Source organism: Pseudomonas azerbaijanorientalis, from assembly GCF_019139795.1.
Classification (GTDB): Bacteria; Pseudomonadota; Gammaproteobacteria; order Pseudomonadales; family Pseudomonadaceae; genus Aquipseudomonas; species Aquipseudomonas laurylsulfatiphila.
The window spans coordinates 1,246,183-1,260,761 of record NZ_CP077078.1; the positions used below are offsets into that span (position 1 = coordinate 1,246,183).

General features: G+C 60.1%; 16 protein-coding genes. 15 read left to right on the forward strand and 1 reads right to left on the reverse strand.

The features are described 5' to 3' along the window. The first annotated feature begins 78 nt into the window (after positions 1 to 78). The 6 genes from queA to KSS91_RS05465 all read left to right on the forward strand — a co-directional run bounded on the left by queA (position 79) and on the right by KSS91_RS05465 (position 6,179). A complete protein-coding gene (gene queA, locus KSS91_RS05440; RefSeq protein ID WP_217837278.1) occupies positions 79 to 1,143 on the forward strand; it encodes a tRNA preQ1(34) S-adenosylmethionine ribosyltransferase-isomerase QueA in 1,065 nt (354 codons plus the stop codon). A 14-nt stretch (positions 1,144 to 1,157) separates the two neighbouring features. Next, entirely contained in the window at positions 1,158 to 2,273 is a 1,116-nt protein-coding gene (gene tgt / locus KSS91_RS05445; RefSeq protein WP_162130301.1) for a tRNA guanosine(34) transglycosylase Tgt, read from the forward strand. A gap of 43 nt (positions 2,274 to 2,316) precedes the next feature. Then, the gene (yajC, locus tag KSS91_RS05450; protein ID WP_007956696.1) at positions 2,317 to 2,652 is read left to right on the forward strand and encodes a preprotein translocase subunit YajC; all 336 of its coding nucleotides are present in this window, start codon (positions 2,317 to 2,319) and stop codon (positions 2,650 to 2,652) included. A gap of 64 nt (positions 2,653 to 2,716) precedes the next feature. Beyond that, positions 2,717 to 4,585 (forward strand): protein translocase subunit SecD, encoded by a 1,869-nt coding sequence (secD, locus tag KSS91_RS05455; protein WP_015093620.1) that lies wholly within the window; start codon positions 2,717 to 2,719, stop codon positions 4,583 to 4,585. Between the two features lie 9 nt (positions 4,586 to 4,594). Beyond that, positions 4,595 to 5,509, forward strand: a complete 915-nt coding sequence (gene secF, locus KSS91_RS05460; protein WP_015093621.1) for a protein translocase subunit SecF — start codon at positions 4,595 to 4,597, stop codon at positions 5,507 to 5,509. Positions 5,510 to 5,630: 121 nt separating this feature from the next. Further along, on the forward strand, positions 5,631 to 6,179 hold the full coding sequence (locus KSS91_RS05465) for a glycine zipper 2TM domain-containing protein (RefSeq protein ID WP_015093622.1): 549 nt from the start codon (positions 5,631 to 5,633) through the stop codon (positions 6,177 to 6,179). 250 nt (positions 6,180 to 6,429) lie between these two features. Here KSS91_RS05465 and suhB read toward each other — a convergent pair whose 3' ends face one another. Then, positions 6,430 to 7,248, reverse strand: a complete 819-nt coding sequence (suhB, locus tag KSS91_RS05470; RefSeq protein WP_007974015.1) for a type III secretion system regulator SuhB — start codon at positions 7,246 to 7,248, stop codon at positions 6,430 to 6,432. A 146-nt stretch (positions 7,249 to 7,394) separates the two neighbouring features. Between suhB and trmJ the strand changes: the two genes are divergently transcribed. From trmJ to fdx, 9 genes are all read left to right on the forward strand, one after another. After that, positions 7,395 to 8,165: a tRNA (cytosine(32)/uridine(32)-2'-O)-methyltransferase TrmJ gene (gene trmJ / locus KSS91_RS05475; protein WP_007974014.1), complete on the forward strand. Its 771-nt coding sequence runs from the start codon at positions 7,395 to 7,397 to the stop codon at positions 8,163 to 8,165. Positions 8,166 to 8,167: 2 nt separating this feature from the next. Beyond that, positions 8,168 to 8,944 carry a serine O-acetyltransferase gene (gene cysE, locus KSS91_RS05480; RefSeq protein WP_007982740.1) on the forward strand — a complete coding sequence of 259 codons (777 nt, stop codon included), beginning with the start codon at positions 8,168 to 8,170 and terminating at the stop codon, positions 8,942 to 8,944. A 237-nt stretch (positions 8,945 to 9,181) separates the two neighbouring features. After that, positions 9,182 to 9,673, forward strand: coding sequence for a Fe-S cluster assembly transcriptional regulator IscR (iscR, locus tag KSS91_RS05485; RefSeq protein ID WP_007974010.1), 492 nt, complete (start codon positions 9,182 to 9,184; stop codon positions 9,671 to 9,673). A 50-nt stretch (positions 9,674 to 9,723) separates the two neighbouring features. Further along, complete coding sequence (locus tag KSS91_RS05490) at positions 9,724 to 10,938, forward strand: IscS subfamily cysteine desulfurase (RefSeq protein ID WP_007974008.1); 1,215 nt, start codon at positions 9,724 to 9,726, stop codon at positions 10,936 to 10,938. A gap of 101 nt (positions 10,939 to 11,039) precedes the next feature. Further along, a complete protein-coding gene (gene iscU, locus KSS91_RS05495) occupies positions 11,040 to 11,426 on the forward strand; it encodes a Fe-S cluster assembly scaffold IscU (RefSeq protein ID WP_007974006.1) in 387 nt (128 codons plus the stop codon). A gap of 28 nt (positions 11,427 to 11,454) precedes the next feature. After that, positions 11,455 to 11,778 (forward strand): iron-sulfur cluster assembly protein IscA, encoded by a 324-nt coding sequence (gene iscA, locus KSS91_RS05500; RefSeq protein ID WP_007974004.1) that lies wholly within the window; start codon positions 11,455 to 11,457, stop codon positions 11,776 to 11,778. 8 nt (positions 11,779 to 11,786) lie between these two features. Further along, complete coding sequence (gene hscB / locus KSS91_RS05505; protein ID WP_007974002.1) at positions 11,787 to 12,308, forward strand: co-chaperone HscB; 522 nt, start codon at positions 11,787 to 11,789, stop codon at positions 12,306 to 12,308. 51 nt (positions 12,309 to 12,359) lie between these two features. Beyond that, positions 12,360 to 14,222, forward strand: a complete 1,863-nt coding sequence (gene hscA, locus KSS91_RS05510) for a Fe-S protein assembly chaperone HscA (protein ID WP_217837279.1) — start codon at positions 12,360 to 12,362, stop codon at positions 14,220 to 14,222. A gap of 2 nt (positions 14,223 to 14,224) precedes the next feature. Continuing rightward, positions 14,225 to 14,566, forward strand: a complete 342-nt coding sequence (gene fdx / locus KSS91_RS05515) for an ISC system 2Fe-2S type ferredoxin (RefSeq protein ID WP_015093626.1) — start codon at positions 14,225 to 14,227, stop codon at positions 14,564 to 14,566. The last annotated feature ends 13 nt before the right edge of the window (positions 14,567 to 14,579 follow it).

Genomic DNA, 14,579 nt, shown 5'->3' on the forward strand with positions numbered 1-14,579 from the left:
AACCGCTGGTCAATCAGGTACATGGAGAATTTTTGATAATTCCGCTAGACTTCCCGGCCCTGCTAGACGAACCCCATCATGCGCGTTGCTGACTTTACTTTCGAGCTACCTGATTCGCTGATTGCCCGCCATCCTTTGGCCGAGCGTCGCAATAGTCGTCTGTTGACCCTGGATGGGGTCAGCGGCGCCCTGGCACACCGTCAATTCACTGATTTGCTGGAGCATTTGCGTCCCGGCGACTTGATGGTGTTCAACAATACCCGGGTGATTCCGGCGCGGCTGTTTGGCCAGAAGGCTTCCGGCGGCAAGCTGGAAATCCTGGTGGAGCGGGTGCTCGACAGTCATCGCGTGCTGGCCCATGTGCGTTCCAGCAAGTCGCCCAAGCCTGGGTCGAAGATCCTGATCGACGGCGGTGGCGAGGCCGAGATGCTGGCGCGGCACGATGCGTTGTTCGAGCTGGGGTTCACTGAGGAGGTGTTGCCGCTGCTCGACCGCGTCGGGCACATGCCGTTGCCTCCTTATATAGACCGCCCGGATGAAGGTGCCGACCGCGAGCGTTACCAGACCGTCTACGCCGAGCGTTTGGGCGCGGTGGCGGCGCCGACGGCGGGGCTGCATTTCGATCAGGTGCTGCTGGAGGCGATTGCCGCCAAGGGCGTCGAGACGGCGTTCGTGACCTTGCACGTGGGCGCGGGTACGTTCCAGCCGGTGCGGGTCGAGAAGATCGAAGACCACCACATGCACAGCGAATGGCTGGAAGTCGGCCAGGACGTGGTGGATGCCGTTGCCGCCTGCCGCGCGCGCGGTGGTCGCGTGGTGGCGGTGGGGACCACCAGCGTGCGCTCGCTGGAAAGTGCAGCGCGCGATGGCGTGCTCAAGCCGTTCAGCGGCGATACAGACATTTTCATTTACCCTGGCCGGCCGTTTCATGTGGTCGATGCCCTGGTCACCAACTTCCATTTGCCCGAATCCACGCTGTTGATGCTGGTTTCGGCGTTCGCCGGTTATCCCGAGACCATGGCGGCCTACAAGGCCGCGGTCGACAACGGGTACCGCTTTTTCAGCTACGGTGATGCGATGTTCATCACGCGTAATCCTGCGCCGACTGCCCCTAAAGAATCGGGCCCAGAGGAAACAGTATGAGTCGCACCTGTCGTATGTCTTTCGAGCTGCTGGCCACTGATGGCAAGGCTCGTCGCGGTCGTTTGACCTTCCCGCGCGGTACCGTCGAGACCCCGGCCTTCATGCCGGTGGGCACCTACGGCACGGTCAAGGGCATGCTGCCACGGGATATCGAGGCGACTGGCGCTGAAATCATTCTGGGCAACACCTTCCACCTGTGGCTGCGCCCGGGCACGGAAGTGATCAAGAAGCACGGCGACCTGCACGATTTCATGCAGTGGAAAGGCCCGATCCTGACCGACTCCGGCGGTTTCCAGGTGTTCAGCCTGGGCGCCATGCGCAAGATCAAGGAGGAGGGCGTGACCTTCGCCTCGCCGGTCGACGGCGCCAAGGTGTTCATGGGGCCGGAAGAGTCGATGCAGGTCCAGCGTGACCTGGGCTCCGACATCGTGATGATTTTCGACGAATGCACGCCGTACCCGGCTGATGAAGACGTCGCCCGTATTTCCATGGAGTTGTCCCTGCGTTGGGCCAAGCGTTCGAAAGAAGCCCATGGCGACAACACCGCGGCGCTGTTCGGCATCGTTCAGGGCGGCATGCACCAGGACCTGCGCATGCGCTCCCTGGAAGGCCTGGACAAGATCGGCTTCGATGGCCTGGCCATCGGCGGCCTGTCGGTGGGCGAGCCCAAGCACGAAATGATCAAGGTGCTGGATTACCTGCCGGGCATGATGCCGGCTGACAAACCTCGTTACCTTATGGGCGTTGGCAAACCGGAAGACTTGGTTGAGGGTGTGCGCCGCGGTGTGGACATGTTCGATTGCGTGATGCCAACCCGTAATGCCCGCAATGGGCATCTGTTCATCGATACCGGCGTGCTGAAGATCCGTAACGCGTTCCATCGCCATGATGATTCGCCGCTCGATCCGACCTGCGATTGCTATACCTGCCAGAACTTCTCCCGCGCTTATCTGCATCACCTGGACAAGTGCGGCGAAATGCTGGGAAGCATGCTCAATACCATCCATAACTTGCGTCATTATCAAGTGCTTATGGCTGGTTTGCGCGAGGCTATTCAACAGGGTACATTGGCCGCCTTTGTCGATGCCTTCTACGCCAAACGCGGGTTACCTGTTCCGCCTTTGGACTGAGTTTCCTGACCCCAAGATTCAACATTTGCAACTGGAGTGCTAAATGAGCTTTTTTATCTCTAATGCCATGGCAGACGCTGCAGCCCCTGCGGCAGCCCCTATGGGCGGTGGTTTCGAGTGGATTTTCCTGGTCGGCTTCCTGGTCATCTTCTACCTGATGATCTGGCGTCCACAGGCCAAGCGCGCCAAAGAGCAGAAAAACCTGCTGAGCAGTCTGCAGAAAGGCGACGAAGTTGTGACCACCGGCGGCATCGCCGGCAAGATCACTAAAGTGGCCGACGATTTCGTCGTTCTGGAAGTTTCCGACACCGTCGAAATGAAGTTCCAGAAAGGCGCCATCGCCGCCACGCTGCCAAAAGGCACGCTCAAAGCGATCTAAGTTTCAACTTCATTTTCAATCGACGGGGCGCGCAAGGCGCCCCGCGTCATAAACGGGCGGCGTGATGCTGAACAAATATCCTCTGTGGAAATACATTCTGATCCTGGCGGTGCTGGCGGTCGGTCTGATTTATTCCGCTCCCAATCTTTATCCTGATGACCCGGCCATTCAGGTCAGCGGTGCAAGCACTGCACTGCAGGTCAATCAGGCTGATCTGGATCGTGTGAGCGCTGCGCTCAAGGAATCCGGGATCAACGTCAAGGCTGCCACGCTGGCAGAGGGCGGCAAGGGTGGTCTGATTCGCCTGACCAAGGCTGAAGACCAGTTGCCGGCCAAGGACGTTGTACGCAAGGCGTTGGGTGATGACTACGTCGTTGCATTGAACCTGGCGCAAACCACCCCGCAATGGCTGCGCAACCTCGCTGCGCACCCGATGAAGCTGGGTCTGGACTTGTCCGGTGGTGTGCACTTCCTGCTGGAAGTGGACATGGACAAAGCCCTCGATGCACGCCTGAAAGTCTACGAAGGCGACGTCAAGAGCCTGCTGCGTAAAGAAAAGCTGCGCTATCGCAGCCTGCCGCAACTCAATGGTGCCATCCAGCTGGGCTTCGCTGATGAAGACAGCCGTGAACAGGCCCGTGTGCTGATCCGCAAGAACTTCAACGATTTCGACATTGTTCCGGCCGACCTCAATGGTCAACCGGTGCTGCGTCTGGCGATGACCCCGGCCAAGCTGGCGGAAATCCGCGAATACTCCATCAAGCAGAACTTGACCACGGTACGTAACCGCGTCAACGAGCTGGGTGTTGCCGAACCGATCGTCCAGCGCCAGGGCGCCAACCGCATCGTGGTTGAGCTGCCGGGTGTGCAGGACACCGCCGAAGCCAAGCGTATCCTCGGCAAGACGGCCAACCTCGAGTTCCGTCTGGCCGCTGAGCCTGGTGCTTCGAAAGCCACTTCCGAATCCTTCGAGTTCCGTGAAGGCGGCCGTCCTCCAGCGCTGATCGAGCGCGGCCTGATCATCACCGGCGACCAGGTGACTGACGCCAAGGCCGGCTTCGACGAGCACGGCAGGCCAGAAGTGAATATCCGTCTGGATGGCCACGGCGGCGAGCTGATGAACCGTGCGACCCGTTCGAACGTCGGTCGCAGCATGGCGGTGATCTTCATCGAACAGCGTCCGGTTACCACCTATACCAAGCAAGTGGTCAACGGCGTCGAGAAAGACGTGCCGGTTCAGAGCTTCAAGGAAGAGAAGAAGATCATCAGCCTGGCGACCATCCAGTCGCCGCTGGGTGCCCAGTTCCGTATTACCGGCCTGAACGGCCAGGGCGAGTCGTCCGAGCTGGCGCTGCTGCTGCGTGCCGGTGGTCTGGCTGCACCGATGTACTTTGCTGAAGAGCGCACCATTGGTCCAAGCCTGGGTGCCGACAACATCACCAAGGGTATCGATGCGTCGCTGTGGGGCATGCTGTTCGTCTCGCTGTTCATCATGGCCATCTACCGCTTCTTCGGCCTCATCGCCACCGTCGCTCTGGCGGTGAACATGGTGATGCTGCTGGCGCTGATGTCGCTGCTGGGTGCAACGCTGACCCTGCCGGGCATCGCCGGTATCGTATTGACCATGGGTATGGCCGTCGACGCCAACGTGCTGATCTTCTCGCGGATCCGTGAAGAGATCGCTGCCGGCATGACCGTGCAGCGTGCAATCAACGAAGGCTTCGGCCGGGCATTCACCGCGATTCTCGACGCCAACCTGACCACCTTGCTGGTCGGCGGCATCCTCTTTGCCATGGGCACCGGCCCGGTCAAGGGCTTCGCAGTGACCATGTCCCTCGGGATCTTTACCTCGATGTTCACGGCCATCATGGTGACCCGCGCGATGGTCAACCTGATCTTCGGCGGTCGTGACTTCAAGAAGTTGTGGATTTAAGGGGCTGCCATGTTACGTACAATCAACTTCATGGGCGTTCGCAACTTCGCGTTCGGCGTCACATTGTTCCTTACCGTGCTGGCCTTGTTCAGTGTCGCCACCAAGGGCATGAACTGGGGCCTGGACTTCACCGGCGGTACGCTCATCGAGCTGACCTACGAGCGTCCGGCTGATGTCTCCAAGGTGCGTGAGCAGCTGGTGAGCGCCGGTTATAATGACGCTGTCGTGCAGAACTTCGGTGCAACCACCGACCTGCTGGTGCGCATGCCTGGCGAAGACCCGCAACTGGGTCACCAGGTGGCCGAGGCCTTGCAGAAGGTCGGCGGCGAGAACCCGGCGACGGTCAAGCGTGTCGAATTCGTCGGCCCGCAGGTGGGTGAAGAGCTGCGCGACCAGGGCGGCCTCGGCATGCTGATGGCGCTGGGCGGCATCCTGATCTACCTGGCGTTCCGCTTTCAGTGGAAGTTCGCGATCGGTGCGATCGTGTCCCTGATCCACGACGTGATCGTGACCATCGGTATCCTGTCGTTCTTCCAGATCACCTTCGACCTGACGGTGCTGGCGGCGGTACTGGCGATCATCGGTTACTCGCTCAACGACACCATCGTGGTATTCGACCGGGTTCGTGAGAACTTCCGTGTCCTGCGCAAGGCCAGCCTGATCGAGAACATCAACATCTCGACCACGCAAACCCTGCTGCGGACCATGGCGACTTCTATCTCCACCTTGCTGGCGATCGCGGCCCTGCTGTTCTTCGGCGGCGACAACCTGTTCGGTTTCTCCATCGCCCTGTTCATCGGTGTTCTGGCGGGTACTTACTCGTCGATCTACATCGCGAACGTGGTGCTGATCTGGCTGAACCTGAGCACGGAAGACCTGATTCCTCCTGCCAATACCGAGAAGGAAGTCGACGACCGTCCTTGAAGGACAATTCTTCTGGCGGTGTAGTCCAAAAAAGGCGCGAGTTGAACTCGCGCCTTTTTTTGTGCTCCAAGGCTGGGAGAAGCGCGGACATGTTCCGTATGTGATGGTCCAGGAGGTTCATGTGAACAAGTCGATGCTGGTTGGTGCTGTACTGGGTGCTGTCGGTGTGACTGCCGGGGGCGCTGTGGCCACCTACAGCCTGGTTAAAAGCGGTCCTGAGTTCGCACAAGTACTCGCCGTTGAGCCGGTCAAGACACAAATCAAGACTCCACGTGAAGTGTGCAAGGATGTAACTGTCACCCGGCAGGCGCCGGTGAAAGATCAACATCAGATCGCCGGTACTGTGGTCGGTGCATTGGCAGGTGGTTTGCTGGGTAACCAGGTCGGTGGCGGCACCGGCAAGAAGATCGCCACGGTCGCGGGTGCTGTCGGTGGTGGTTATGCCGGCAACAAGGTGCAGGAAGGTATGCAGGAGCGTGATACCTACACCACGACCCAGACCCGCTGCAACACGGTCAACGACATCAGTGACAAGGTTGTAGGTTACGACGTGCGGTATTCGCTGGACGGCAAGGAAGGCAAGGTGCGCATGGATCGTGATCCGGGCAACCAGATTCCGGTGGACAAGGAAGGCAAGTTGATCCTGTCGGAGAATCAGCAAGGTCAGTGATCTGGATAAAAAAGAAGCACCCTGCGGGGTGCTTTTTTTGTGCCCGGGATTTATGCAGCACCGCAACCCCCTGTAGGAGCGAGCCTGCTCGCGAAAAATCCGAGGACGCCGCGTTCTTCCAGAACTCCCGCGTTATCGTTGACCACCATCGCGAGCAGGCTCGCTCCTACAGAGGGTTGTGGTGTTTTTGAGGGGTGAATTCCAGGCAAAAAAAAGCACCCCGAAGGGTGCTTTTTCTGTCGCGGGAAGCTTAGCGCTTCAGCGAGGCCGGCAGGTGCGGCTGGATCGCCGTCAAAACTGCCTTGAAACATTTGGTGTTGCCGGCAACGACGTGGCCTTTCTCGAGGAAGTCGTGACCGCCGGTGAAGTCGCTCACCAGGCCGCCTGCTTCCTGGATCAGCAGGGCGCCAGCGGCCATGTCCCACTCGGACAGGCCCGACTCCCAGAAGGCGTCGAAACGGCCGGCAGCTACGTAGGCCAGGTCCAGGCTCGCGGAGCCGGCGCGGCGGATGCCGGCAGTCTGGCCAACCAGGGCGCGGAACATGCCCAGGTAGTTGTCGAGGTTGTCCATCTGCTCGTCACGGAACGGGAAGCCGGTACCCAGCAGGGCGCCGTCCAGGCTGGTGCGACCGCTGACGCGCAGGCGACGACCGTTCAGTTGAGCGCCGCGACCACGGCTGGCGGTGAATTCTTCCTGGCGAACCGGGTCCAGAACAACAGCGTGCTCTAGGCGACCGCGGTATTTGCAGGCAATGCTGACAGCGAAGTGAGGAATGCCGCGCAGGAAGTTGGTGGTGCCGTCCAGCGGATCGATGATCCACAGGTACTCTTCGCCTTCGATGCCGGTGCCGGCGTGCATGCCGGTCTCTTCACCCAGGATCGAGTGATTCGGGTACGCCTTGCGCAGGGCGTCGATGATTTTCTGTTCGGCGGCGCGATCCACCTCGGATACGTAATCCTTGGCGTCTTTTTCGTCGACCTTGATGGTATCCAGGCGCTCGATGGAGCGGAAGATCAATTCACTGGCGCTGCGGGCGGCGCGCAGCGCGATATTCAGCATGGGCTGCATGGATGTGTCACCTAAGGTTGTTAAAGAAAGCCGGGCATTCTATCAGAAAGTTTCTACAGGAGAAGGACGACGTTCGCTTTCATGGCTTAACGGTAGCTTCAGCTGTAAGATTCCGCTCCCGATTATCGTGTTCGAGAGCGCCTCCCTTGCTGCATAACATTCGTGTCGTCCTGGTCAATACCAGCCATCCGGGCAATATCGGCGGGGCTGCGCGTGCCATGAAGAACATGGGCTTGTCGCGGCTGGTGCTGGTCGAGCCTCGTCAGTTCCCGCATCACGAAGCCGACGCCCGTGCTTCCGGTGCCGGTGACATCCTTGAAAACGCGCAAGTCGTCGCCACCTTGGAAGATGCCCTGGTCGGCTGCAATCTGGTGCTGGGTACCAGTGCCCGCGACCGGCGCATTCCCTGGCCGCTGCTCGATCCCCGCGAATGCGGAACGAAGGTGGTCGAGGAAGCGGGGCAGGGCGCGGAAATCGCCCTGGTGTTCGGTCGTGAAGATTCCGGCCTGACCAACGAAGAGCTGCAGCGATGTCATTATCACGTGCACATCCCATCCGACCCTGAGTTCAGTTCGCTGAACCTTGGGGCGGCGGTGCAGGTGTTGAGCTATGAAGTGCGCATGTCCTGGTTGGCGGCCCAGGGCCAGCCAAGCAAGGTCGAGAAGGAAGAGGTGGCTTCGGTTAAGAGCGCTGAGCTGGCGACCATGGACGAGCTGGAGCGATTCTATGAACACCTGGAGCAAACCCTGGTGGCCATCGAATTCCTCGATCCGGAAAAGCCACGGCACTTGATGGCGCGCCTGCGCCGGTTGTACGGACGCAGCTCGGTCAGCCGGGCGGAAATGAATATTTTGCGTGGCATCCTCACGGAAACCCAGAAAGCGGCCCGTGGTGAGCTTCTAAAGCGGAAGGATTAATGATGTTTGAGCGTTTGCGTGAAGATATCCAGAGCGTATTCCATCGAGACCCGGCGGCGCGTAACGCTTTTGAAGTCCTGACCTGCTACCCCGGCATGCACGCCATCTGGATTCACCGTTTGTCGGCGATGCTGTGGCGCGCGGACCTGAAGTGGCTGGCGCGGCTGGTGTCGAACTTTGGTCGCTGGCTGACCGGGATCGAGATCCATCCGGGGGCCAAGGTCGGTCGTCGTTTTTTCATCGACCATGGCATGGGCATTGTCATCGGTGAAACCGCCGAGATCGGCGACGACGTCACTATTTACCAGGGCGTGACCCTGGGCGGTACCAGCTGGAACAAGGGCAAGCGTCACCCGACCCTGGGTGATGGCGTGGTGGTCGGGGCGGGTGCGAAGGTGCTCGGCCCGTTCACTGTCGGTGCCGGTGCCAAGGTGGGTTCCAATGCTGTCGTGACCAAGGAAGTGCCGCCGGGTGCGACTGTGGTCGGGATTCCGGGGCGGATCATCGTCAAATCCGACGAAGAGCAGGATGCCAAGCGCAAGGCCATGGCCGAGAAGATCGGTTTTGATGCCTACGGCGTGACTGAAGACATGCCTGACCCGGTGGCTCGCGCCATCAACCAATTGCTCGATCACCTGCAGGCGGTCGATGGTCGACTGGAGGGGATGTGCGGGGCGTTGAAGGATCTGGGCAGTAATTACTGTGCGAAAGATCTGCCTGAGCTGCGCGAAGAAGATTTCGCCTGTGTGAAGGACAAGGATCAGAGTCAGGCCAGCTAGATCGCGCCGCTCCCTTCGCGAGCAAGCCCGCTCCCACAGGATGTTCATCGCCCCTGTGGGAGCGGGCCTGCTCGCGAAGAACGATAACGCGCATTTACTGGTGATACACGCCCAGCCTTTGCTATGATGCGCCCGCTCTTTTGCGGGTAATCCTGACTAAAGTACTAGGTCTTATAGTTGACTTAAATACTAGGGAATTGCATACTCGCCTCATTCCGAACTCCGTGGTAATTGTCCATGCGACTGACTACAAAAGGCCGATACGCCGTGACCGCCATGCTTGACCTGGCGTTGCACGCGCAGCACGGGCCCGTGTCCCTGGCCGATATCTCCGAGCGCCAAGGCATCTCCCTGTCCTACCTCGAACAGCTTTTTGCCAAATTGCGCCGCAGCAATCTGGTGTCCAGCGTGCGTGGTCCGGGCGGTGGCTACCAATTGTCCCGCGACATGCAGGGCATCCAGGTCGCCCAGGTGATCGATGCGGTGAACGAATCGGTCGATGCCACCAAATGCCAGGGCCAAGGTGATTGCCATCAAGGCGACACCTGCCTGACCCACCACTTGTGGTGCGACCTGAGCCTGCAGATTCACGAATTTCTGAGCGGTATCAGCTTGGCTGACCTTGTAACTCGCCGTGAGGTGCAGGAAGTAGCCCAGCGTCAGGACCAGCGCCGTTGCAACAGCAAGGTGCCACGCCTGGACAAGATTGAAGCGTCCGCCGTCGAATGACAGCCAAAGAGCTAGCGGCACGCCAGCCAGCCTGATTTAGGAGATAGTCCATGAAATTGCCGATTTACCTTGATTACTCTGCGACCACCCCGGTTGATCCGCGTGTCGCGCAAAAGATGAGTGAATGCCTGCTGGTCGACGGAAACTTCGGTAACCCGGCGTCCCGTTCCCACGTGTTCGGCTGGAAAGCTGAAGAGTCCGTTGAAAACGCCCGTCGTCAGGTGGCCGACCTGGTCAACGCCGACCCGCGTGAAATCGTCTGGACCTCCGGTGCCACCGAATCCGACAACCTGGCAATCAAGGGTGCGGCACATTTCTACGCCACCAAAGGCAAGCACCTGATCACCACCAAGATCGAGCACAAGGCTGTCCTGGATACCATGCGCCAGCTGGAGCGTGAAGGTTTCGAAGTGACCTACATCGAGCCTCGCACCGATGGTCTGGTAACGCCTGAGATGATCGAAGCCGAACTGCGCGACGACACCATCCTGGTTTCGGTCATGCACGTGAACAACGAAATCGGCACCATCAACGACATCGCAGCGATCGGCGAACTGCTCCGTTCCAAGGGCATCCTGTTTCACGTCGATGCCGCTCAGTCCACTGGCAAGGTCGAGATCGACCTGCAGAAGCTGAAAGTCGACATGATGTCGTTCTCCGCCCACAAGACCTACGGTCCTAAAGGCATCGGCGCCCTGTACGTAAGCCGCAAGCCGCGCGTGCGTATCGAAGCGACCATGCACGGTGGCGGCCACGAGCGTGGCATGCGTTCCGGCACCCTGGCGACCCACCAGATCGTCGGCATGGGTGAAGCTTTCCGCGTAGCCAAGGAAGACATGGCAGCCGAGAACGCACGCATCAAGGCGTTGAGCGACCGTTTCTACAAGCAGGTAGAGCACCTGGAAGAGCTGTACGTCAACGGCAGCCTGACCGCTCGCGTTCCGCACAACCTGAACCTGAGTTTCAACTACGTTGAAGGCGAGTCGCTGATCATGGCGCTCAAGGATCTGGCGGTTTCGTCCGGTTCGGCCTGCACCTCGGCATCCCTTGAGCCTTCGTACGTACTGCGCGCCCTGGGCCGCAACGACGAACTGGCTCACAGCTCGATCCGCTTCACCTTCGGTCGTTTCACCACCGAAGAAGAAATCGACTACGCCGCGCAGAAAGTCTGCGAGGCCGTAACCAAGCTGCGCGCTCTGTCGCCGCTGTGGGACATGTACAAAGACGGCGTCGATATCTCGAAGATCGAGTGGGCGGCACACTAACTATAGAAGCCGCCGGATACAGGTCCTGTAGCAGCGCGGCGGTAAATGCAGCGCAACTACAGGGTCTCAAGAGCGGCCCTGATGAGTGAGGATTGAGAATCATGGCTTACAGCGAAAAGGTCATCGACCACTACGAAAACCCGCGCAACGTCGGCAAGATGGACGCGGAAGATCCTGATGTCGGCACCGGCATGGTCGGCGCTCCGGCGTGCGGCGACGTGATGCGCCTGCAGATCAAGGTCAACGACGCCGGCATCATCGAAGATGCCAAGTTCAAGACTTACGGCTGCGGTTCGGCTATCGCATCCAGCTCCCTCGCTACCGAGTGGATGAAGGGCAAGACCCTGGACGAAGCGGAAACCATCAAGAACACCCAGCTGGCTGAAGAACTGGCCCTGCCGCCAGTGAAAATCCACTGCTCGGTACTCGCTGAAGACGCTATCAAGGCGGCTGTTCGCGACTACAAGCAGAAGAAAGGCTTGATCTAAGCATTTGGCGACGAGTAAGGAGTCAACGATGGCTATCAGCATGACAGAAGCGGCGGCCAAGCACGTGCGACGCTCCCTCGACGGGCGCGGCAAGGGTGAAGGGATTCGTCTGGGTGTTCGCACCACGGGCTGTTCCGGCCTTGCCTACGTGCTGGAGTTTGTCGACGAGGTGGTTGCTGAGGACCAGGTGTTCGAAAGTCACGGCGAAAAAGTGATTATCGACCCGAAAAGCCTGGCCTACCTGGACGGCACCGAGCTCGATTTCGTCAAGGAAGGGTTGAACGAAGGCTTCAAGTTCAACAACCCCAACGTGCGCGGTGAATGTGGCTGCGGCGAAAGCTTCAACATCTGAGGCTTGTCGTGGGTACTCCTTGTCATTTCGCTTTATTCGAGCTGCAACCGAGTTTCGATCTGGATCTCGATCAGCTGGCTACGCGCTACCGTGAGTTGGCGCGCGGCGTTCATCCGGACCGCTTTGCAGACGCTTCCGAGCGCGAGCAGCGGCTGGCGCTGGAGCAATCCGCGAGCCTCAACGAGGCCTATCAGACGCTCAAGAGTCCACCCAAGCGCGCGCGTTACCTGCTCGCCTTGAATGGTGGCGAGCTGCCGCTGGAGGTCACGGTGCATGATCCGGAGTTCCTTCTGCAGCAGATGGAGCTGCGTGAAGAGCTCGAAGACCTGCAGGACAGCGCCGACCTCAATGGCGTTGCCGTCTTCAAGCGTCGCCTGAAGGCTGCCCAGGATGAACTGAACCAAAGCTTCGCAGCTTGCTGGAACGATGCCGCGCAACGTGAACGGGCCGAACGCCTGATGCGGCGCATGCAGTTCCTCGACAAGCTCACCTACGAAGTGCGCCAGTTAGAAGAGCGCCTCGACGACTAACCCAGTGCCGCTCCGGTCGCACGCCTGATATACAGATAAGTCCTGATAACGATGGCCCTACTGCAGATCGCCGAACCCGGCCAAAGTCCTCAACCGCACCAGCGTCGTCTGGCTGTGGGGATCGACTTGGGCACTACCAATTCGCTGGTCGCTGCATTGCGCAGTGGACTTTCCGAGCCTCTGGCTGACGCGCAAGGGCGGGTCATCCTGCCGTCTGCCGTGCGCTATCACGCCGATCGCGTCGAGGTTGGCGAATCCGCCAAGCTGGCTGCCGCCACCGATCCCTTGAACACCGTGCTGTCGGTCAAGCGCTTGATGGGTCGTGGTCTGTCCGACGTCAAGCAGCTGGGCGAGCAACTGCCCTACCGCTTTGTCGGCGGCGAGTCGCACATGCCGTTCATCGACACGATCCAGGGCCCGAAAAGCCCGGTCGAAGTGTCCGCCGATATCCTCAAGGTCCTGCGCCAGCGCGCGGAAGCGACCCTGGGCGGTGAGCTGGTGGGGGCGGTGATCACCGTTCCGGCCTATTTCGATGACGCTCAACGTCAAGCCACCAAGGATGCGGCCAAGCTGGCCGGCCTGAATGTGCTGCGTTTGCTCAATGAGCCGACCGCTGCCGCTGTGGCCTATGGTCTGGATCAGCATGCCGAAGGCCTGGTCGCCATTTACGACCTGGGCGGCGGTACCTTCGATATTTCGATTCTGCGCCTGACCGGCGGTGTCTTCGAAGTCCTGGCCACCGGCGGCGACAGCGCCCTGGGCGGCGATGACTTCGACCACGCGATCGCTGGCTGGATCATCGAGAGCGCGGGCCTGTCCGCCGACCTCGATCCAGGTGCGCAGCGCAACTTGTTGCAAACCGCCTGTGCGGCCAAGGAAGCCCTGACCAATGCGCCTGCCGTTGAAGTCGCCTATGGCGAGTGGAAAGCCGAGCTGACCCGTGAAGCCTTCAATGCGCTGATCGAGCCGATGGTCGCACGCAGCCTCAAGGCCTGCCGTCGTGCGGTGCGTGATTCCGGTATTGAGCTGGAAGACGTGCACGCCGTGGTCATGGTCGGTGGTTCGACTCGCGTACCTCGCGTTCGCGAAGCCGTCGCCGAAGCCTTCGGTCGCCAGCCCCTGACTGAAATCGACCCGGATCAAGTGGTCGCCATTGGTGCTGCGATCCAGGCTGATACCCTGGCCGGTAACAAGCGCGATGGTGGCGAACTGCTGCTGCTCGACGTGATTCCGCTGTCCCTGGGCCTGGAAACCATGGGCGGCCTGATGGAGAAGGTGATTCCGCGCAACACCACCATCCCTGTCGCCCGCGCCCAGGATTTCACCACGTATAAAGACGGCCAGTCGGCCATGGCGATCCACGTGTTGCAGGGCGAGCGCGAGCTGATCAGCGACTGCCGCTCCCTGGCGCGCTTCGAATTGCGCGGTATCCCGGCAATGGTGGCGGGTGCGGCGAAGATTCGCGTGACCTTCCAGGTCGACGCCGACGGTCTGCTCAGTGTTTCCGCTCGCGAACTGGGTTCGGGCGTCGAAGCCAGCATTCAGGTCAAGCCGTCCTACGGCCTGACCGACGGCGAAATCGCCAAAATGCTCAAGGACTCGTTCCAGCACGCCAATGACGACAAGGTTGCCCGTGTACTGCGCGAACAGCAGGTCGACGCCCAGCGCCTGATCGAAGCCGTGCAGGCCGCTCTGGAGGCCGATGGCGAGCGCTTGCTCGACGCCGAGGAACGCATGGTCATCGATGCGCAGGTGCAGGAACTGAATGAACTGATGAAAGGTACCGATGGTTACGCCATCGAGCAGCAGACCAAGCGTCTGTCGCAAGTGACCGACGCCTTTGCTGCCCGCCGCCTGGACTCGACGGTGAAAGCCGCGCTGGCGGGGCGCAACCTGAATGAGATTGAGGAATAACGATGCCGCAGGTCATTTTTCTGCCACACGAGAAGTTTTGCCCCGAAGGCATGGTTGTTGAGGCTGAGACGGGGGTTTCCATCCTCGAACTGGCTCATGAGCACCACATCGAGATGGAAAGCGCCTGTGGCGGCGTCTGCGCCTGCACCACCTGCCACTGCATCATCCGTGAGGGTTTTGACTCGCTGGAAGAAGCCGACGAGCTGGAAGAAGACTACCTTGATAAAGCCTGGGGTCTTGAGCGCGAGTCCCGCCTGGGGTGCCAGGCCAAGGTCGGTACCGAAGACCTGACGGTCGAAATTCCGAAGTACTCGCTCAACCACGCCGCCGAAGCGCCGCATTGATTCAAGGAATTGT

Bases quoted from the DNA above. Each gene is read 5' to 3' on its own strand.
- fdx (WP_015093626.1), top strand. From the start codon at position 14,225: ATGCCGCAGGTCATTTTTCTGCCACACGAGAAGTTTTGCCCCGAAGGC.
- tgt (WP_162130301.1), top strand. From the start codon at position 1,158: ATGTCTTTCGAGCTGCTGGCCACTGATGGCAAGGCTCGTCGCGGTCGT.
- secF (WP_015093621.1), top strand. From the start codon at position 4,595: ATGTTACGTACAATCAACTTCATGGGCGTTCGCAACTTCGCGTTCGGC.
- suhB (WP_007974015.1), bottom strand. From the start codon at position 7,248: ATGCAGCCCATGCTGAATATCGCGCTGCGCGCCGCCCGCAGCGCCAGT.
- hscA (WP_217837279.1), top strand. From the start codon at position 12,360: ATGGCCCTACTGCAGATCGCCGAACCCGGCCAAAGTCCTCAACCGCAC.
- cysE (WP_007982740.1), top strand. From the start codon at position 8,168: ATGTTTGAGCGTTTGCGTGAAGATATCCAGAGCGTATTCCATCGAGAC.
- iscA (WP_007974004.1), top strand. From the start codon at position 11,455: ATGGCTATCAGCATGACAGAAGCGGCGGCCAAGCACGTGCGACGCTCC.
- iscR (WP_007974010.1), top strand. From the start codon at position 9,182: ATGCGACTGACTACAAAAGGCCGATACGCCGTGACCGCCATGCTTGAC.
- yajC (WP_007956696.1), top strand. From the start codon at position 2,317: ATGAGCTTTTTTATCTCTAATGCCATGGCAGACGCTGCAGCCCCTGCG.
- iscU (WP_007974006.1), top strand. From the start codon at position 11,040: ATGGCTTACAGCGAAAAGGTCATCGACCACTACGAAAACCCGCGCAAC.
- secD (WP_015093620.1), top strand. From the start codon at position 2,717: ATGCTGAACAAATATCCTCTGTGGAAATACATTCTGATCCTGGCGGTG.
- queA (WP_217837278.1), top strand. From the start codon at position 79: ATGCGCGTTGCTGACTTTACTTTCGAGCTACCTGATTCGCTGATTGCC.
- KSS91_RS05490 (WP_007974008.1), top strand. From the start codon at position 9,724: ATGAAATTGCCGATTTACCTTGATTACTCTGCGACCACCCCGGTTGAT.